The following is an 18,560-nucleotide window of genomic DNA, read 5'->3' as shown; positions in this document are numbered from 1 at the left end:
CGCGGCCGTGCACCGGCCGTCCGGAGGGGGCGCCCGGTGAACTGTGCGGACACCGAGCAACTCTCGCGATCCGACCCCGCCGCGCGCCAGAGCGCCCGGCGGCCCGCTTGGGCCACCGGCGCATGTGCGCCACCAGCAGGGGTAGGCTTCGACGACCCGTCATGTCGCCATGAACATGACGAACCTGGAGGTCACGTGCTCCACGACGTACTCGATCCCGACTCCGAGCGCGGCCGGGTCTACCACTGGCTGATCGGGCGCCCGCAGGGGCGCCTCCCCGACCTCGCGGCGGCGGCCGGGATCGACGAGGACGCCCTGCTCGCCCTGCTGGGCGGACTCGCCGACGAGGGCATCGTGGTGGCCTGCGACCACCGGCGGCTCACCTGGGAGGCACTGCCCCCGGGTCAGGTGGTCGAGGCCGCGCTCCAGCGCGACGCGGTCCGGCGGGCCGACGCACGCAGGGCCGGGGCGGAACTCGACCGGCTCTACCGACTCGCCCGCCGCGGCGCCGGCGGCTACGCCGCGCTCGAGGTGGTCGAGGAGCACACCGAGGTCCTCGCGGCCGGACGACGGCTGCAGCTCGCCGCCCGTCGCGAGGTGCGGGTCATCGACGTCCCGCCGTACTCCGGGGACTCCGCGCACTACCTCGACCAGGAGGTGCTGCAACGCCAACGGATGGCCTCCGGCGTCGTCTACCGCTCGATCTACGGCGGGTGCGCCTTCGACGATCCCGTGGCCGGCCCCAACATGGCACGGATGATCGAGGCCGGGGAACAGGCCCGGACGCTCGACGAGCCGCCGCTCAAGCTCGCCCTCGGCGACGACGACCTCGCCATCGTCACCCTGCCCGCCGACGACCGGGCGGGCGTCGTCTCGCTGCTGATCCGCCCGTCCAGCCTGCTCACCGCCCTGGCCGCGGTCTTCGAGACGCTCTGGCGACTCGCCGTCCCCGCCTCGACCGCCGGCGTCGGCCTCCAGCTCGACGACCGGGACCACCGCATCCTCGTCCTGATGGCCAGCGGCGCCACCGACGACGCGATCGCGCGGCGGCTGGGCCTGGGGCGGCGCACCGTCGTGCGGCGCGTCTCCACCCTGCTGGCCAGACTCGGCGCCACCACCCGCTTCCAGGCCGGGGTGCAGGCGGCCCGGCGCGGCTGGCTCTGACCTCCGCGAGGCGGGCCCACCCGACCCGGTCAACAGTTCAACTGATGACGCGTTCAGCAGATCGGCAGTTCTGCTGATGGCCGTACGGCGGCAGAGTGATGGCCATGAGCCACGCGACCACGACCCACTCCGCAGCACCGGAAGCCGCCGGGACCACCACCGCTCCCGGGAGCACGACCGCCTCCGCGAGCACCACCACCGCCGGCGGCCGGGACCGCCCTCCGCGCCGGGTCGCCGTGATCGGCGGGACCAGGTACTTCGGCCGCCACCTGGTCACCCTGCTGCGCGACGCCGGCACCGAGGTCACCCTGATCAACCGGGGCTCCGCCCCGCCCCCGCCCGGCGTCGACCACGTCCAGGCCGACCGGGACGACGAGGACGCGCTGACCGCCGCCCTCGGCGACCGCACCTTCGACGCGGTGATCGACCAGGTGCTGTACACGCCCGCCCAGGCGGTGGTGGCCCGCCGGGTCTTCGCCGACCGGACCCCGCGGTACGTGATGACCTCGACCATGGAGGTCTACGACCCCGCGACCTCGCCGCTGCTCCGCGCCGCGCCCGGGCTGCCGGTCGCCGAGGAGGCCGTCGACCCGGAGCACTGGCCGGTGGACCTCGGCCTGCCCTGGCACGACCCGGCGGCGCTCGCCCGGCATTTCGGCGAGGCCACCGCCTACGCCGAGGGCAAGCGCCAGGCGGAGGCCGTACTCGCCGCCGGGCGGCCCCCGTTCGGCTGGGCGAGCGTGCGCAGCGCCCACGTCCTCGGCGGCGGGGCGCTGGACTTCACCGGTCGGCTCGCGCACTTCACCGGGGCGATCGCGGCGGGGCGGCCGGTCGCGGTGCACGAGCGCCCGCAGCCGACCTCGTTCGTCCGGCACGAGGAGATCGCCGCCGCCCTGGTCGCGGTCGCCGCCTCGTCCTCGGCCGGCGCGGTCAACGCCGCCTCGGCGGAACCGCTCGACGCGGTCGGGCTGTCCGAGCTGATCGCCGGGCACCTGGGCACGACCGTCCGTTACCGGCCGGCCGAGGGCGCGGACCACGCCCCGTTCTCCTTCGACCGCTGGTACCCGATGGACACCCGGCGGGCCGCCTCGCTCGGCCTCTCCTTCTCGCCGCTCGGCTCCTGGCTGCCGGCCGCCGTGGCCGAAGCCGTCGCCACCCCCGGAGCCGTCGCCACCCTCGGAGCGGCTGCCACCCCCGGAGCGGCCGCCACCCCCGGAGCCACTGCCGGAAAGGACGTGTGACCGTGCGACAGCGCACCCTCGGCGAGCGGAGCGTCGGCGCGATCGGGCTCGGCGCGATGCCGCTCTCGGTGGAGGGGCGCCCCGGCCCCGGGGCCGCCCTCACCACCCTGCACGCCGCGATCGACGCGGGCGTCACCCTGCTCGACACCGCGGACTCCTACCACTGGCACTCCGGCGAGACCGGCCACAACGAGCGTCTGATCGCCCGCGCGCTGGCCGCCCGCTCCCCCGCCGACCGCGCCGGCGTGCTGGTCGCCACCAAGGGCGGGCGCGGCCGCCCGGGGGACGGCTCGTGGACGGTCGACGGACGGCCCCAGCACCTCCGGCAGGCCTGCGAGGACTCGCTGCGCCGGCTCGGCGTGGCGGCGATCGACCTCTACCAACTGCACAAGCCCGATCCCCGGGTGCCCTGGGCCGAGTCGGTGGGAGCCCTGCGCGAACTCCTGGACGCGGGGAAGATCCGCGCGGCGGGCATCTCCAACGTCGACGAGGGGCAGATCCTGGCGGCACGGGAGATCCTCGGGCCGGGGCTGGTCTCGGTGCAGAACCGGTTCTCCCCGGCCGACCGCGGCGCCCTGCCGCAGCTGCGGCTTGCCGAACGGCTGGGCCTGGCGTTCCTGCCGTGGAGCCCGCTGGGCGGCCTCGCCCGGAGCGTGCTGGACGGCCCGGCGGACGGCGTACCGGCACGCACCGCCTTCCACCGCGTCGCCGAGGCACGCGGGGTCTCGCCGCAACAGATCGGCCTGGCCTGGCTGCTGGCCCTCTCCCCCGCCGTCGTCCCGATCCCCGGCGCCCGCCGCCCCGCCAGCATCCGCGACAGCGCGGCAGCGGCCGGACTCGTCCTCGCCGCGGACGAACTCGCCGCCCTGAACGGCCCGTTCACCGGCCTCACCGAGCGGCCCGAACCGACCGATCGGGCCGATCCCGAGCCTCCCGCCTACCCGACCGCCCCCGCCGGCCCGACCGCCCCCGCCGCCCCCGCCGGCCCGACCGCCCCCGCCGCCCCCGCCGGCCCGGCCGCCTCGGCGAGCAGCCGGTAGGAGGTGAGCAGTTCGGCCCGGTCGTAGGTGCTGGTGGTGACCAGGAACTCGTCCGCGCCGGTGCGCTCCAGCAGGCCCGTCAGCGCGTCGAGGGCCTGGTCGGGGGTGCCCGCGATGTGGCCGGTGAGGGCCTGTTCGAAGGCGGCGCGCTCACGCGGGGCCATCGGCCTGGCCAGGATCTCCTCGGCGGGTTCGAGCGGCGAGAACTCGCCGTGGGTGCGGCTGTGGGCGCTCGACCAGGCCTCCGGGACGAGCAGCGCCCGGGCCCGCTCCTCGCTCGCGGCCACCGCGACCGTCCCGGACACCACCACGTACGGCCGTTGGGCGCGGACGGAGGGCCGGAAGCGCTGCCGGTAGCGGTCGATCGCGGCCACCATCGCCTCCTCGCCCCGCACGGCCGCGATCACCAGCGGCAGCCCGGCGTCGGCCGCGACCTCCGCGCCCGCGCCGGTGGCCAGTACGTACGCGGGAACCTCCAGGCCCTCCGCGGGACGGGCGTGCACGCCGCCGGGTCCGCGCGCGTCGGGGTCGAACCAGGAGAGGAGTTCGGCGAGTTGCTCGGGGAAGCGGTCGGCGGCGTCCTTCTCCCGGCCCAGCGCGCGGCGGACGCCGTCGGTGAAACCCACCGACCGGCCGAGGCCCATGTCGATCCGGCCCGGGAAGAGCGCCGCGAGCACCCCGAACTGCTCGGCCACGACCAGGGGCTGATGGTTGGGGAGCATCACCCCGCCGGTGCCGACCCGGATCCGTGAGGTCGCCGCGGCCACCGCCGCCGCCAGCACCGTCGGCGCCGAACCGGCCACACCCGGCACGCCGTGGTGCTCCGAGACCCAGAACCGGTGGTAGCCGAGCCGCTCGGCCTCCACCGCGAAGGCCACGGTGTCGCGCAGCGCCTGCGCGGGCTCCTCCCCCCGGCGGGTCCGGGAACGGTCGAGCACGGAGAGGCGAAGGGCGGGCGAGGCGGTCACGTCCGTGGCAACAGCCGTCCGCGGCGGAGACATTCCCCGACCGGGCCGCCGCCGGGCAGGGTCCGGGCCGCCGCCGCGCCGAAACCGATTGCCGGGAGAGTCCACAACCGATAGCAATGTGACATGCTACAGAACTCTCGCATCGCCCTCCGCGCCCGCCACGACAGCGATGTCGCGGTGCTCCAGAGCGAGCTGTACGACGACGTCCCCACCCGCTCCCGGGCCGACTCCCGGCCCTGGCGGCCGATCTCCCCCGGCGCGGCCGAGTCCCCGTACACCGTGACGCCCCCCTCGGACGACGCGGCGCTCTTCTCCGTGGTGGACCTCGCCTCCGGCGAACTGGCCGGCGAGGCCCTGCTCTGGGGCATCGACACCCACAACCGCCTCGCCCACCTCGGCCTCGCCCTGCGGCCCGCCTTCCGGGGGCGCGGACTGGCGGGCGAGGCGGTCCGGCTGCTGTGCCACTACGGGTTCACGGTGCGCGGCCTGCACCGGCTCCAGGTGGAGACACTGGCCGACAACCTCCCGATGGTCCGCGCCGCCGAGGCCGCCGGCTTCGTGCTCGAGGGCCGGCTGCGCCGGTCCGCCTGGGTGTACGGCGAGTTCCTCGACGAGGTCGTGCTCGGCCTGCTCGCCGAGGACTGGACCGGGAAACCGTAGCCGGGCCGGAACGCGGCACCGCCGGCCGTCCACGCCCCGGACGACCGGCGGCCCGGATCCACGACGCTTCTCAGCAGGGGCCGCCCCCGGATCAGCCGCGCGGCAGGACCAGCGACTGCACGGCGGGGAGCTTGCGCCAGTCGCTCGAGACGATGCTCGCGTGGGCGCGGGCGAGCAGTTCGGTACGGGTGCGGGCCTGGTCCGCGGTGGGGTCGGTGCCGCTGATCGCCGGGGCGACGTTGTGGGCGTCGGTCATCGTCAGCAGGTAGTGGTTGGTGTCGTACCAGGAGGTGTCGATGCCGTTCGCATAGGCGGCGGCGTCACCGTCGAAGACCACGAACCACGGCCGGATCGAGGTCTCGCTGTACCGGGTGCGCGGGTCGCCGGCCGCGGCGCCGAGCGCGGTCGGGAACATCCGGGCCTCGCCGATCCGGTTCGCTGCCGCCAGGTCGCGCAGGTACCGGCCGTACTCGACGTCGGTGTGCAGGGTGTCGAAGGGGTTGTCCAGCTCGACCGTACCGGGGATCACGTACACCAGCGCCCGGCCCGCGAGCGCCGCCCGGGTCGGCCAGTTGCCGGCGCGGGCCGCTTCGTCGAGAGTCGCGTAGCTGCCGCCGCCGGGCCTGGCGAGCAGGTCGGCCGGGCGCAGCGCGGCGGAGCCGAGGTGGGCGGCGATCAGCGCGTCCAGCTGGGCCGGGCCCATGCCGAGGTTCCCGGAGAAGCCGGGCTTGAGCTCCAGCTTGATCACCAGCGGTCCCGCGGCGGGGTGGGCGGCGAGCCACACCCGGACGTCGTCGAGGCAGGTGTCCAGGTTCTTGTTGCCGCTGCCGGTGTAGAGCTGGGAGGCCGCGGTGGCGCTGACGCAGTTGTTGGTGTTGCCGAGCGGGTTGGAGTGACTGACCTTCCACTCCTTGGTGATGGCGTTCGGCCAGGCGTCCAGCTCGATCATGCCGGTGCCGGTGTCGAGGCCCTGGGCGAGGTAGCGGAAGGCGGCCGGGTCGTAGGTGTTGTGCAGGCCGACGGTGGTGGCGGAACCGAACGGGAGCTCGCCGGGGGTGCGCTCGGCGGCCTCGGCGGCGGAACCGATCGGCACGAGCGCGGCGGCCGCGGCGAGCAGACCGACGGCGAGGGTGCCGATGAGGGAGCGGCGGACGGTCACGATGGGGGTCCCCTTGTCAGTGCGCCTGAGGGCCGGCGCGCCTTCGGCGGTGGCTTCCGCCGTTGCAGAGCATGACGGGGTCGGTCGTCGGACCGATGAAGGGGACATAACAAGTGTGTGACCGTCAGCTGCCGGTACGTCACCGCGTGCTGCGGCGGCGGGTCGGCCGGGCGTCCCGCCCGGGCCCCTGGGCGCGGGGACGGATACCGGCGCGACCAGGGCGCGTGGCGGGGAAGGTGCGGCCAGTGGGAGTAAAACGGGCAGTTGGGGCGAAACGGGCAGCGCGGACGGTCCCGGCAGTACGGTCATCAGAAGATCGACCAGCCGGTCGCCGTCGTCAGCGCGTCCAGGGCGGCCACGCCCAGCACCGAGTTCCCAGCCGCGTCCAGACCGGGGCTCCAGGTGCAGACCGTGCCCCGGCCGGGCAGCACCGCGAGGACGCCGCCACCGACCCCGCTCTTGCCCGGCAGGCCGACCCGGTAGGCGAACTCGCCGGCCGCGTCGTAGGTGCCGCAGGTGAGCAGCACGGCGTTGATCCGCTTGGCCTCGCTGCGCGACAGCAGCCGCGACCCGTCGGCGCGCACGCCGTGGCGGGCGAGGAAGAGACCGGCCAGGGCCAGGTCACGGCAGTTCGTCGCGATCGCGCAGTGCGCGTAGTAGTGCGCGAGCACGTCCTCGACCGGATTGCGGAGATTGCCGTAGCCGGCCATGAAGTGCGCCATCGCGGCGTTGCGGTGGCCGTGCTCGGCCTCGGAGGCGGCGACCGCGCGGTCCACCGCGACGGCCGGGTCGCCGGACTCCGCGCGCAGGAAGTCCAGGACGGTGCCGACCGCGTCACCGGTGAGCTCCAGCAGCCGGTCGGTGACCACGAGGGCGCCCGCGTTGATGAAGGGGTTGCGGGGGATGCCGTGCTCGGTCTCCAGCTGGACCAGCGAGTTGAACGGGTTGCCGGAGGGTTCGCGGCCGACGCCCGCCCACAGGCCATCGCCTCCCTCGGCCAGCGCGAGCGCGAGGGTGAACAGCTTGGACACCGACTGGACGGAGAACGGCTGCTGCCAGTCCCCCGCACCGAACACCCGGCCGTCCACGGTCGCGATCGCCATCCCGAACGCCGTCGGGTCGGCCTCGGCCAGGGCCGGGATGTAGTCGGCCACCCGGCCGCGCAGCGGCGAGCGCACGGCCGCCGCCATGGCGTCCCGGACCAGCTCCTGGTAGTCCACGCCCGGGTCCGACGGCTGCTGCGGGCCGTGCGCGCGGGGCGGGTCGATCGTGTCGTTCACCGCGCCATTGTCCTCGTCGGGGGTCGGCGCGCTGCGGGCGGGGGTCCCACCGGGGTGTCGCCCGGGGCCCGCGGGGCTGCGGCCGGGGTGTTCAGGGGGATTCGCCCGGGGTGTCGCAGGTCTGTGGCAGGCTGTCCGCCATCCGACGGAGGGGACGACGATCATGCACAGGCCGAGCCGGCCCGAGGACCTCGACGACGCTGGGCAGGTGTGGGCGCGCGCCGTGCTGCTCGCCCTGCTGGACGCCGCCCAGGGCAACCGCGAGCACTGGCTGGACGAGCAGGGCGTGTGGAGCGAGAACGGCGGTGGCTCCTTCTGGTGGCGCCTCACCCTGGTCGACGACGACCGGGCGGTGTTCTGCGGCCAGGACTCCGACGGCAGTCACACCCACGTCGACGGCCGGCAGATCGACTTCCTGGCCGGCGGCCCGGACTGGCTGCCCTGGGAGCAGCTGCGCGAGGACGCCCAGGGGAACCTGTTCGGCTTCCTGTACTGGTGGCAGGACGGCTCCTGGCACCGGATCCCCTACCCGGACGCCCTGATCGAGGACGGTCTCGCCGCCGCCGCGCCGTGGCTCGGCTCGGAACAGCTGTTCCTCACCGAGGCGGCGGAGCTGGCGTGGGTGCTGCGCGCGGACGCACCCGCCTTCGCCGCCGCCGTGACGCGGTTCCTGCGCCGCGCCGAGGAGCGCACCGTCGACGCGTCAGCGGTGGCGGAACTGCTCGCGGCCGCCGGGGTCGGGGACGACGACCGCGAGGCGCTGCGCTTCGAACCGGCGCTCGACGTCGCCGTCCGGGCCGGACTCACCCGGCACGCACCGGTGCCCCACTGACGTCCGGCCGGGCGGGTGAGCGGGATCAGGCGCAGAGCACGTCGGTGCCCTTGAAGCCGATGACGTCGTCGTTGACCGCGGCGCCGCCCTGGTACTCGTAGTACACGTACGAGTAGAAGTCGACGTTCAGCCCGCTGCCGCAGGTCGAGTCGGGGGCGATGGTGTAGGTGATGCTGTAGCTCGTACTGGCCCCCGGGGCGAGGGGCAGCGCGAACATGGCACCGCTGGCACCGGCCTGCGAGTTGCCGCAGTACGTCGTGGTCGGCACCCCGTTGCACCCGGTCTCCGCGTACTTCAGCCCCGAGTACGCGACGTCCAGGGAGGTGTCGTAGTTCTGCTGGATGGTCTGGTAGACGAAGCTGATCGGGGTGTCGTAGGGGTTGGTGAGGGTCACCGTCAGGGTGAACGAGCCGCCGGGCGGCGTCGTGGCCCGGTCGCTCACCGGCGCTATCGGGATCGGCAGGACGGCCGACCGGGCGGCGGCGCGGTGGGCCGGACCGGTCCGGGCCGACGCGGCCTGGGCGGGCACGGCCGCGAGCAGCGGACCGGCGAGGAGAAGGGGCAGCATCGCGCGCACGGCGCGCTTCCGTGATGTCAGGCGCATGACGATGCAGCGTAGAGGCCGGGGCCACGGACGCGGCCGCCCTCGGGGCGGGACCGTACCGATGGACGAGCGATGGACGGACGGACCGGCCCGCCGCACTCGTGTTCGACCGCCGACGGGCGGGCGGCGGGCGTACGCTGCGGTGCCCCCGTCACCCGGCCTTCCGGCGCCCGGCCGGCTCCCGACCGGCCGGCTCCCCCGGCGACGCCCGCTGGTGCCGCCGACCCGCCGGCGGTCGGGTCAGCGGCGGACCATGCGGACGCCCGCGACCTCCAGCAGACCGTCCAGCTCGACCTTGCCGACCTGCTGGTCCGGGCTGACCACCAGTCCGTCCCGGCGGACGATGTCGAGGATCCGCTCGGCCAGTGGCAGCACCATGTGGCGCCCCCAGCAGCGTTCGCTCGCGTGCCCGAACGGCAGGTAGCCGGGCTGGTTGTCGGGGTCGAGGTGCTTCCAGCGCTCCGGGCGGAACTCCTCCGGGGCGTCCCACAAGCGGGGGTCGCGGTGGCTCAGCAGCGGGAGCAGCAGCAGGTCGTCCTTCGGCCCGATCCGCCCGTCCACGGCACCGAACTCCGGGGAGGCGACCCGCAGGATGTTCCAGGAGGGCGGCAGCAGCCGCAGCGCCTCCAGCAGGATGTCGCGGTTCGGCACCTCGTCGTCGAACGGCGCGCCGAGCCAGACCGCGTTGGTCACGAGCGCGGCCACGGTGAAGCAGATCGGCCCGGCCACCCGCCGGTAGAGGTACATCGCGTAGCGGCGGTCGTCGTACGTCTCGGCGTCCAGCACCCGGGCCGCCAGATTCGACAACGGAATTTCGGTGCCCGGTTTCCCGAGCATCGCGGTACCGGCCGTGACGGCCATCCAGGTCAATTTCGGGGTGAGTTCCAGACGACGGTCGACCAGGATCCGGAAGCGGAAGCTCTCCTCCCCGAAAACCAGGTCGCGCAGATAGTTGTGCGGCGTGTGCGGCCATTTCCCGGCGAGATCGGTCCGGTCGCCCAGCGGCTTCTTCAGCGCCGCCCGGACGTCGGCCGACACGGCCTGCATGAGCGCCGCCGCGTCGGGCTTGGTGACCGGCCGCCCGCGCACGGGCTTGAAGGTCGGCCGCTCCTCCGCGTTGGCCGGCCTGCTGCTCAGCAGTCCGTCCATGAGATCGGCACCGGACACACCGACGGTGTCCGCCTCCAGACGGAAGAGGTCCTGACCTCGGTATTTGCTGAGGAGTTCGTCGATCCGCGGCGCGAAGACGGTGACGCGGGCACTCCGCCCGGTGCTGGACATGGCCATCCGTGACTCCAAGGGTGAACGGCTGTGGTGACAGGGGCCCGCCCCCGGCGAACCGCCCGCCCGCGGTGGGCGGGCCGTGCCCGGCGGGTCCGCTCGGGACCCGCCGGGCACGCGTCCGGCATCGGACCGCCGGAATCAGATCCAGCCGTACCAGGCGTAGGCCTTCAGGCTCTTCTCCGGCATGACCTTCTTCACGAAGTGAACGAGCTTCATGACAGCACCTCCATGTCTCAGAAAACGATGACGGACAACATTCCGGCGGACGGCTCCCGGAGCGAACTACCAGGAATTTCTTGTTCCGTTTGCCCCCCGCCGAAACGAGTGAATCCCAGCCCGCAATTCACGGTCAAGTGTGACGCGGATCACTCGACCGAACGCCCGGGTGGGCGGTTTGACGCCCCGGCGGCGGCCCCCGCCGGCGTTGACGCGAGCGCGACAGTGCTGGTCAGCGCCACGTCCGGCCGGTGGCCACCGGGTGAACGGGGCATTCCCGACAAGGGTCGACCGGAGGCCGGGGCGCCCCAACGGAACGTTCGGTCTGCCTCATGGGGCATCGCGGCTGCCCGGTCGTGGCACCCGGGCGACGGCACGGGCCGGCCGGCTTGCACCTGCCCGGCACGGCGGGCACCGGGCCGGGACGGCCAGCACCGGGCCGTGACGGCCGGCACCGGACGTCGACGCGCCGCCCGGCCCGATTCCCCTTGCCCGGACCATGGTTGGGGCGCGCCCGCACGCGTACTCTCGGTCGCGGGGCGGGACTGCGGAGCCAGGGGGCGACGGCTGTGGCTGTGGGACTACTTTTCGCGTTGGGCTGCCTGGTGACGTCCGCGTCCCTCTGGCGTTCGACCTTGCTGGCCGCCCGGCGGGCCGCCCGTTCGGCGGCCAGGGCCGAGGCCGCCGCCCGCAGCGTCACCGCCCTCATGGCCGCCGCCGGCACGGGCGACCACGCCGACGCCCCGGCCTCCGCCGCGCCGTCCGTCGCGCCGTCCGTCGCGAAGACCGCCTCGACGGAAGCCGCCCCGACGAAGCCCGGTCCGGCGAGGCCCGGTCCGGTGAAGACCACCCCGACGAGGCCCGCCCCGACGAAGACCGCCCCGACGAAAGCCGCCGCGACCGCCGGAGCGACGCCGAAGCCCAAGCCGAAACCCAAGCCCAAGTCCAAGCCCGTGCACCCACGTACGCCGACGACCGCCGAGGCAGACCTCCCCCGACTGCGCCCCGCCACCGGGCCGAGCGACGACCGGGGACCGGTACCCCACCGGCAGGAGGGCGAGCGGTTCCACTTCTCCGGACGCTGCGAGGGCGAGGACAGCGAGTACGAGTTCCCCATCGAGTGGCCGGAGGACGCCGCCGCCGTGGCCCAGATCGAGGTCGCGACCGCCGGCTACCTCAGCATCAAACCCGTGACCAGGACGCGCGACCGCATCGAAACGCACTCGTCCCTCGTCTTCCTGAGCTCCTCCGGCAAGCGGACGGGCGTGCGCACTCTCCTGACCCGCGACTTCACCCACCTCCTCGTGGACTCCAACGGCCCCGGCGAGTGGTCCGTCCGGCTGTACAGCCCCGACGAGATCGACGAGCTGGCCGGCGTCATGGAGGGCTACGGCTCCACCGTCCTGGCCGTCGGCCCGGACACACCGGTGGACTGCGTCGCCCACGTCAAGTCCTCCTCCTGGTCCGCCGTGTTCCTCTGCGCCTGCGGGCGGACCTCCGACGCCTTCAAGAAGTGCGGGTGCCCGGTGCCTCCCGGTGTGCCGCGGAACCCGACGCTGGGCGCCTTCTCGAACGGCGAGGCACTGCGCACCCTGCAGTTGCCGAGGCCCGGAGTGCTCCAGTTGCAGACCAGCAAACCGTCCGACCCCTGGCGCCTGGAGATCCGTCGACGCACCTCCGGCCCGCAGGACCGCTGACCGTCCCGCCCACCGCGCGTCGCTCTTCGACCGATCGTTACCGCCACTTCGCTCCCGAACGCGCGGGTACGGCGACGGCGCCGCTACCCTGTGCTCCGCAGCGGAACGGCAGCCCGGCCGTTCCGCCCTCGCTGGGGGCGATTGTGGTCGAACGTCTGGTGGTGGACCTCCACACCGACGGCCGTTTGCTGGTGGCGGAGTGGCCGTCCGGGGAGGCGTCCCCGGCGCCCGCCGTCGACGCCGGATGGCTGCGCCGGCCCTTGGGCGACGCACCGATGGAGGACCTGCGCTGGTACCTGGAGGACTACCTGCGGACCCCGCTCGGCCCGTACGGCGAGCGGGGTCCGCAGATCGCCCGGCAGCTGCCGGACTGGGGCGCACGGGTGTTCGGCGCGCTGTTCGGCACCGGGGCGGGACGGGACGCCTACCTCCGGGCCCGCGGTCGCAGCCGCGCCGGCGACGGTGCCGCCGGCGCCGGGCTGGAGATCGTGCTGCGCTCGCGATCGGCGCAGTTGCTCGCCCTCCCCTGGGAGTTGATGACGGACCCGGAACGACCGGTGCCGCTGCTGCTGGACGGCGTCGCGCTGAGCCGCCGGACACCCGACCCGGAGGACGCCGGAAGCCTCGTCGGCCCACCGGAGGGCAACAGGTCCCGTCTGCGGGTGCTGCTGGTGGTCACCGCCCCGGCAGACCCGGCCCGCCCCGGCCACCGGAGCCTCGCCCCGGCACTGCTGCGGCGACTGCGCGCGGAGCACGGCACGGTCGAGCTCACCCTCCTGCGCCCGCCGATGCCGGAGCGGCTCGCCGAAGTGCTGCAGGAGGTGCGGGAGGAGGGCCGGCCGTTCCACGTCGTCCACTTCGACGGGCCCGGGCCGACCGACCTGCCGGCCCCGGCCCGGGTCCCGCTGGTGGTGCTGAGCACCGGTCGGTCCGCCCCCGAGGCCGGACTGCCGGAGGCCGTGGCCGCGGTCCGGCTGCTCCGGGAGGGCGCGCACGCTGTGCTCGCGCTGCCCTACCACCTCGACGCGCCGGCCGCCGCCGGGTTCCTGGCCACCTGCTACGAACGGCTCCGCACCGGCGAGCCGGTGACCCTGGCGGTGGCGGCCGGGCGCCGCCGCCTCGCCGCCGACGACCGGCGTCCCTCCCCCCGGGGCGCGCTGCCCCTGGCCGACTGGTCGGTCCCGGTCCTGTACAGCCGCCCCGAGGCGGCACGCCCCGGACCGGACACCGCCCGGGCCGTGCAGCCGGCCGTTCCGCCGGTCGTGCAGCCGGCGGCCGCGCACGGGACGACCGGGGCCACGGCGACAACGGGGCCGCCGGACTCCCCGGACCACTGGGGAGAGCTCGCACCGGTCGGCGGGTTTGTCGGGCGGGACGGACTGCTGCTCGGCCTCGACGCCGTGACCGGCCGGCACCGGGTGGTCCTGCTCCACGGCGCCGCCGGCATCGGGAAGACCGAACTGGCGAAGGCCTTCGGTCGTTGGAGCCGGGAGACCGGCACGGTGGACGGGCCGGACGCGGTGGTACTGCACGCCTTCGGACCGGGGGCGACCCCGCCCACCCCGGCCGGGGTGGTCGAGCGGATCGGCCGCCGGCTGTTCGCCCCCGAGGAGTTCGACCCGCTCCCGCCGGCCGAACGCCGGACGGCCGTCGAACAGGCGCTGGCCACCCGCCGCCTGCTGCTGATCTGGGACGGCGTCGACTCCCCGGCCGCGGAACCCGGCGCTGCGGACGAGGAGCGCGCCGGACTCCGGGCCCTGCTCGAGCTGGTCGCGCGGCAGGGGCGCAGCACCATCCTGCTCACCAGCCGCACCCGCGAGGACTGGCTCGGCGCGGCGGCACTGCGGATCGAGGTGCCCGGCCTCGACCCGGGCGAGACCGTGGAGTACGCCGAGCGGTTGCTCGCGCCCTCCGCCGACACCCCCGACACACTCGGCTCCACCGACACCCCCGGCTCCCCCGACACCGTCCGCCGACGCGGCCTGCGGGTGTTCGGCGAACTGCTGGAGTGGCTGGGCGGGCACCCCCTGGCCATGCGGCTCGCCCTGTCCTCGCTCGACGCCCACGAGCCGTGGCAGACCCTGGACACCCTGGTGCGCGACGCGGCCGCCGGGCCGGGCACCCCCGGTCCGCCGGACACCCCCGACCGGCCGGACGCGCCCGCCGAGGCGGACCCGCGGCCGACTCCCGAAGCCGTTCCGACGGCGCTCGCCGTGAGCACCGACTACGCGCTGGCCCGCCTCGGCGCGGCGGACCGCCGGGCGCTGACGGCGGTCTCGCTCCTGCACGGGGTCGCCGATGCCACCGTGCTCGCCCTGCTCTCCCGCCATCCGCTCGCGCCGGAGCGCTTCCGCGGTCTCGGCACCGAGGACTGGCAGCGACTGCTGCTGCGGGCAGCGGAGCTCGGTCTGACGACCCCCTGCGGCCGTACCGCCCACCGCGTCCACCCCACGGTCGCCGCCCGGCTGGCCGCGGGGTGGCGCGCGGACGGGCCCGGCTTCGCCGAGCAGCACGAGGCCGGACTGCAGGCCCTGCTGGGCGCCCAGGTCAACTTCTGTCTGCTGCTCACCCGCGAACTGCACAACGGCAGCGCCGAGTTCGCCCTGACCGCGCTCGACCTCCAGCGACCGGCCATCGGCGCGATGCTCGCCCGGGCCCTCGACCGGGGCCTGTGGCTGCAGGCTTTGGCACTCGTCCGTCCGCTGCACGACCACTGGAACGCCCGGGGCACGGACCTCGAGGCGCGCCGCTGGATCGACCGGGTGCGGATCGCCGTGGAGGAGCCCGACGGCTCCCCGCCCGTCCTCGACAGCCCGGCCGGGTCGCTGTGGCTGTACGTGGTCGGCGCGGACGCCCGGCGGCTGCTGCGGCTGGGCCCGGTGGAGGGGGCCGAGCGCGCACTCCGGGAGATCCACCGCGCCGCCGAGCTGCACCCGCCCGGTGCCGACCAGCTCGACGAGCTGGCCGACTGCCACCAGCGGCTCGGCGGGATCGCCGTCGACCGTGGCGACTTCGGCGAGGCCGAGGAGTGGTACTCGCGCTCGCAGGCGCTGCTGGAGCGGCTCGGGGACGCGGAGGGACTCGCGATCGGCCACCACCAGCTGGGGGTGATCGCGCACCGGCTCGGCCGGCCGGACGACGCCGAGCGGCGCACCCGGCAGGCCCTGGAGCTCTTCGAGCGTCTGGGCGAGACCGGCCGGGCGGCCGCCTGCCACCACCGGCTCGGTGTCGTGGCCGAGGAGCAGGGCCGCTTCGAGGACGCCCACGAGAGCTTCGGGAAGGCGCTGGCGGCCGTCCGCGCGACGTTCGGCGGCGGGACGACCCGCACCGGAACGGCCGGCGGCGGGGCGACCGCTGGCGGGACGACCGCTGGCGGGACGACCGACCTGTCCGTCACGGTGGAGCTGCACCACCGGCTCGCCGCCGTCGCCGCCGAGCTGGGCCGACTGGACGAGGCCGAGGACTGGTGCGAGCGGGCGCTCGACCTCGCCGAGGAGTCCGGCAGCCGGGCCGGGGCGGCCGACGCCCACTACCGGCTCGGTGTGCTGGCCGCCGCACGGGAGCGGTTCGCCGAGGCCGAGGCCCGGCACCGCAAGGCACTGGAGATCCGGCAGGACCTCGGCGACCTGGCCGGCACGGCGACCGGCGAGCACCAGCTGGGCCTGATGGCGACCCGGCGCGGGGACCTCGCCGAGGCGGAGCGCCGCTACACCCGGGCGCTGGCGCTCCGGGAGGAGCTGGGCGACCGGGCCGGGGCCTCGGCGGGCCACCACCAACTCGGGCTGACCGCCCAGGCGGGCGGCCGGGCGGCGGAGGCCGAGGCCCGGTACCGCAAGGCGCTGGACGTCTCGCACCGGATCGGCGACACCCCCGGGCTGGCCCGCACCTTCGGGCAGTTCGGGCTGTTCGCGGCGGAGCAGGGGCGGCCCCGGGAGGCGATGGAGTGGCTGGTGCGCAGCATCACCAGCTTCGAGGAGTTCCCGCACCCGGCGACCTGGCCGAGCGTGCTGGGCCTGCGCCGCCTGACCGTCGACCTCGGCCCCCGCGCGGTCGAACGCGCCTGGCGCTCGGTCACCGGCCGCCGCCTCCCGGACGCCGTCCGGGACCGGCTCGCCCACTGACTTCCGGGCCGCCGCCGTTACGGGGCCCGGCGGGCACGGCGGGCTACTCGGCCGGAGCCCCGCCCAGCAGCAGGCCCCGGATCCGGGTCAGGGTCCCGGCGTCGCGGGCCGTGGTGAAGGGCAGGGCGTTGCCGCCGGCGAGGCGGAACGGCGCGCCGGTGAGGGTGGCGTGGGCGCCGCCCGCCTCGGCGACCAGGAGCAGCCCGGCCGCGTGGTCCCAGGCGTTCTCCCAGGCGAACACCGTGGCGTCGACGGCGCCCCGGGCGATCGCCAGGTACTCCAGCCCCGCCGAACCCGCGCACGGCCGGGTGCGCACGCCCTCGGCACGCAGGCCCAGCAGCGCGCGCTTGTGGTCGGGCGTGGTGAAACGGGGGTGGGAGGCGGCGATCTCCAGCGGGGCCCCGGGCCCGGGTGCCCCGGCCCGCAGCGGGACGCCGTCCAGGTGGGCACCGCCGCCCCGCACGGCCGTCGCCATCTCGCCACTGACCGGCGAGTACGTCCAGGAGGCCAGCAGCTCGCCCCGGTGCGCGAGCGCGACCAGGGTGCAGAAGCCCTCGTCGCCGCGGACGAAGGTACGGGTCCCGTCGATCGGGTCCACGATCCAGACCGGCCGGTCACCGCCCAGTTCCGCGTACAGGCCCGGATCGGCGTCGACCGCCTCCTCCCCCACCACGACCGAACCGGGGAGCAGCTCGGTGAGCGCCGCCGTCAGGTGCGCCTCCGCGCCCCGGTCGGCGACCGTCACCAGGTCGTGCGGGCCCTTCTTCTCGGCCACCTGCTCGGCGGTCAGCGAGCGGAAGCGCGGCATGATCTCGGCAGCCGCCGCCCGCCGGACCGCCTCCCCCACCGGGCCGAGGCACTCCGCGGCGAAACCTTCGTCGATCATCCGTCCATCACACCACAGATACGGGCACCCGAGCTCCAACCGAACAGCCGGACGGGACGGCCACCGGCGCACTCCCCCGCCCCGCCCGCGCCGCCCCGCCGCCCGGCACACCACCCGGCCCGGCCCGCCCCCGCCCACTGCCCTGCCCCGCCCGCACGAACACGCCGCGCCGGAGGCCGCGCCGGCTCAGCCCTCGGCCTCCAGCGACCGCGATGCCGCTCGGGAGCGGGGCCCGGACAGCAGGGAGACGAGGGCCAGCACCGCCGCCATCCCCGCGACACCGCACAGGGCGCCCCGGAGGCCGACCGAGGAGGCGGTGAGGCCGACGGCGGCGGGCCCGAACAGGCAGCCGCCGTAGCCGATCGACGCGACCACCGCCACCGCCGACGAGCGGGCCTCGGGGCGGGCCCGCTCCCCGGCCAGCGAGAGGATCGTGGGCGTGCACACCGAGGTGCCCAGACCGGCCACGACCAGCGCGGCCAGCATCGACCGCACGCCCGGTGCCAGCGCGGCGCCCAGGGTTCCGACGGCCGCGACCGCCGCGCCGAGGGAGAGCAGGTGCCGCTGCGGCAGCCGGGCGGTGAGTCCGTGGCCGGCCAGGCGGCCGACCGCGGCGGCGGCGGCGAACACCACCGGTCCGGCGGCCGCCGCGCCGGACCCGGTGTGGAAGACCGAGCGCAGCATCACCGCGCTCCAGCTCTGCCAGGCGTTCTCGATCAGGTACGCGAGGCCGCACAGCGCCCCGAGGGCCAGCAGCGGCCGGTCCGTGACGGTGGACCGTCGCCGCTCGCGGCGGGGTGTGACCGGTGACCCCGCCGGACCGGGGAACCCGACCACCACGGCCGCGCCGGCCAGCAGGACGGTGGCCACCAGCAGTACCCGGTCCGCCCCGAGGCCGCGCTCCAGCGCGAGACCGGAGCCGATGGCACCGAGCACCACGCAGGCGGAGAAGCAGGCGTGAGCGGCGTTCATCAGCCGGCCCGAGCGGCTCTCCTCCTCGCTCGCCAGCGTGTTGATCCCGACGTCGACGGCCCCCGACGCCGCGCCCAGCACGGCGAGCGCCGCCATCAGGCCCCTCGCCCCGTTCGCGAGCCCGGGCAGTACGGCGGCGGCCGCCATCAGCAGGAGGATCACGGCGACGGCCGAACGGCCGAAGCGGTCCACGGCCACCCCCGCCGGACGCATCGAGCCGAGGGCACCGAGTCCGATCATCAGCACGGCGACACCCAGTTCGGCGTTGCCCACCCCGGCCTGCCGCTGGACCTCCGGGATCAGCGCGCCCCAGGCACCCCAGAACACCCCGAACGAACCGAATCCCACCAGCACCTGAACTCGCACCAGAACCACCAGTCCCATCCGTCACTGACGGACAGGGCCCTTCCCACCGCTGCACCCGCGCAGCACACAC

At 75.3% G+C, this 18,560-nt stretch carries 14 protein-coding genes and 1 pseudogene; 7 read left to right on the top strand and 8 right to left on the bottom strand.

The genetic code is table 11. The features are described 5' to 3' along the window. Nucleotides 1-195: 195 nt before the first annotated feature. From BLU95_RS36490 to BLU95_RS36480, 3 genes and pseudogenes are all read left to right on the top strand, one after another. Nucleotides 196-1,164, top strand: coding sequence for a helix-turn-helix transcriptional regulator (locus tag BLU95_RS36490; RefSeq protein WP_093863763.1), 969 nt, complete (start codon nucleotides 196-198; stop codon nucleotides 1,162-1,164). A 104-nt stretch (nucleotides 1,165-1,268) separates the two neighbouring features. After that, complete coding sequence (locus BLU95_RS36485) at nucleotides 1,269-2,405, top strand: NAD-dependent epimerase/dehydratase family protein (protein ID WP_093863762.1); 1,137 nt, start codon at nucleotides 1,269-1,271, stop codon at nucleotides 2,403-2,405. A gap of 2 nt (nucleotides 2,406-2,407) precedes the next feature. Beyond that, nucleotides 2,408-3,277: pseudogene (locus BLU95_RS36480) on the top strand (aldo/keto reductase); the annotation flags it as partial. A gap of 65 nt (nucleotides 3,278-3,342) precedes the next feature. Here BLU95_RS36480 and BLU95_RS36475 read toward each other — a convergent pair. Then, complete coding sequence (locus BLU95_RS36475) at nucleotides 3,343-4,413, bottom strand: LLM class flavin-dependent oxidoreductase (RefSeq protein WP_231978067.1); 1,071 nt, start codon at nucleotides 4,411-4,413, stop codon at nucleotides 3,343-3,345. Nucleotides 4,414-4,536: 123 nt separating this feature from the next. Here BLU95_RS36475 and BLU95_RS36470 point away from each other — a divergent pair, with 123 nt between their 5' ends. Then, a complete protein-coding gene (locus BLU95_RS36470) occupies nucleotides 4,537-5,073 on the top strand; it encodes a GNAT family N-acetyltransferase (protein ID WP_093863760.1) in 537 nt (178 codons plus the stop codon). Between the two features lie 91 nt (nucleotides 5,074-5,164). Here BLU95_RS36470 and BLU95_RS36465 read toward each other — a convergent pair whose 3' ends face one another. After that, nucleotides 5,165-6,232: a phosphatidylinositol-specific phospholipase C domain-containing protein gene (locus BLU95_RS36465; protein WP_231978066.1), complete on the bottom strand. Its 1,068-nt coding sequence runs from the start codon at nucleotides 6,230-6,232 to the stop codon at nucleotides 5,165-5,167. Between the two features lie 308 nt (nucleotides 6,233-6,540). Next, on the bottom strand, nucleotides 6,541-7,452 hold the full coding sequence (locus BLU95_RS36460) for a glutaminase (RefSeq protein WP_107452699.1): 912 nt from the start codon (nucleotides 7,450-7,452) through the stop codon (nucleotides 6,541-6,543). Nucleotides 7,453-7,675: 223 nt separating this feature from the next. Here BLU95_RS36460 and BLU95_RS36455 point away from each other — a divergent pair, with 223 nt between their 5' ends. After that, nucleotides 7,676-8,344, top strand: a complete 669-nt coding sequence (locus BLU95_RS36455; RefSeq protein WP_093863758.1) for a hypothetical protein — start codon at nucleotides 7,676-7,678, stop codon at nucleotides 8,342-8,344. 25 nt (nucleotides 8,345-8,369) lie between these two features. Here BLU95_RS36455 and BLU95_RS36450 read toward each other — a convergent pair whose 3' ends face one another. The 3 genes from BLU95_RS36450 to BLU95_RS45685 form a co-directional block, all read right to left on the bottom strand. Continuing rightward, nucleotides 8,370-8,948: a hypothetical protein gene (locus tag BLU95_RS36450; protein WP_159425151.1), complete on the bottom strand. Its 579-nt coding sequence runs from the start codon at nucleotides 8,946-8,948 to the stop codon at nucleotides 8,370-8,372. A gap of 240 nt (nucleotides 8,949-9,188) precedes the next feature. Then, a complete protein-coding gene (locus tag BLU95_RS36445; protein WP_093863756.1) occupies nucleotides 9,189-10,235 on the bottom strand; it encodes a cytochrome P450 in 1,047 nt (348 codons plus the stop codon). 135 nt (nucleotides 10,236-10,370) lie between these two features. Then, nucleotides 10,371-10,448, bottom strand: coding sequence for a tryptorubin family RiPP precursor (locus BLU95_RS45685; RefSeq protein WP_350540985.1), 78 nt, complete (start codon nucleotides 10,446-10,448; stop codon nucleotides 10,371-10,373). A gap of 605 nt (nucleotides 10,449-11,053) precedes the next feature. Between BLU95_RS45685 and BLU95_RS36440 the strand changes: the two genes are divergently transcribed. Together BLU95_RS36440 and BLU95_RS36435 are read left to right on the top strand one after the other, a co-directional pair. Next, nucleotides 11,054-12,145 carry a hypothetical protein gene (locus BLU95_RS36440; RefSeq protein WP_159425150.1) on the top strand — a complete coding sequence of 364 codons (1,092 nt, stop codon included), beginning with the start codon at nucleotides 11,054-11,056 and terminating at the stop codon, nucleotides 12,143-12,145. A 143-nt stretch (nucleotides 12,146-12,288) separates the two neighbouring features. Beyond that, on the top strand, nucleotides 12,289-16,266 hold the full coding sequence (locus BLU95_RS36435) for a tetratricopeptide repeat protein (RefSeq protein ID WP_093863754.1): 3,978 nt from the start codon (nucleotides 12,289-12,291) through the stop codon (nucleotides 16,264-16,266). 43 nt (nucleotides 16,267-16,309) lie between these two features. Here the strand turns inward: BLU95_RS36435 and BLU95_RS36430 are convergent, their stop codons facing one another. Together BLU95_RS36430 and BLU95_RS36425 are read right to left on the bottom strand one after the other, a co-directional pair. Beyond that, nucleotides 16,310-17,152, bottom strand: coding sequence for an inositol monophosphatase family protein (locus BLU95_RS36430; protein ID WP_093863753.1), 843 nt, complete (start codon nucleotides 17,150-17,152; stop codon nucleotides 16,310-16,312). Between the two features lie 186 nt (nucleotides 17,153-17,338). Next, nucleotides 17,339-18,490 (bottom strand): MFS transporter, encoded by a 1,152-nt coding sequence (locus tag BLU95_RS36425; protein ID WP_159425149.1) that lies wholly within the window; start codon nucleotides 18,488-18,490, stop codon nucleotides 17,339-17,341. Nucleotides 18,491-18,560 lie beyond the last annotated feature (70 nt).

It is taken from the genome of Streptomyces sp. TLI_053, from assembly GCF_900105395.1.
GTDB lineage: Bacteria > Actinomycetota > Actinomycetes > Streptomycetales > Streptomycetaceae > Kitasatospora.
This window is presented reverse-complemented; position numbering and strand designations above follow the sequence as displayed.

What these genes read in the sequence shown, in the direction of transcription:
- BLU95_RS36485 (WP_093863762.1), top strand. Translation starts at nt 1,269, where the DNA reads ATGAGCCACGCGACCACGACCCACTCCGCAGCACCGGAAGCCGCCGGG.
- BLU95_RS36470 (WP_093863760.1), top strand. Translation starts at nt 4,537, where the DNA reads ATGCTACAGAACTCTCGCATCGCCCTCCGCGCCCGCCACGACAGCGAT.
- BLU95_RS36455 (WP_093863758.1), top strand. Translation starts at nt 7,676, where the DNA reads ATGCACAGGCCGAGCCGGCCCGAGGACCTCGACGACGCTGGGCAGGTG.
- BLU95_RS36450 (WP_159425151.1), bottom strand. Translation starts at nt 8,948, where the DNA reads ATGCGCCTGACATCACGGAAGCGCGCCGTGCGCGCGATGCTGCCCCTT.
- BLU95_RS36445 (WP_093863756.1), bottom strand. Translation starts at nt 10,235, where the DNA reads ATGGCCATGTCCAGCACCGGGCGGAGTGCCCGCGTCACCGTCTTCGCG.
- BLU95_RS45685 (WP_350540985.1), bottom strand. Translation starts at nt 10,448, where the DNA reads ATGAAGCTCGTTCACTTCGTGAAGAAGGTCATGCCGGAGAAGAGCCTG.
- BLU95_RS36430 (WP_093863753.1), bottom strand. Translation starts at nt 17,152, where the DNA reads ATGATCGACGAAGGTTTCGCCGCGGAGTGCCTCGGCCCGGTGGGGGAG.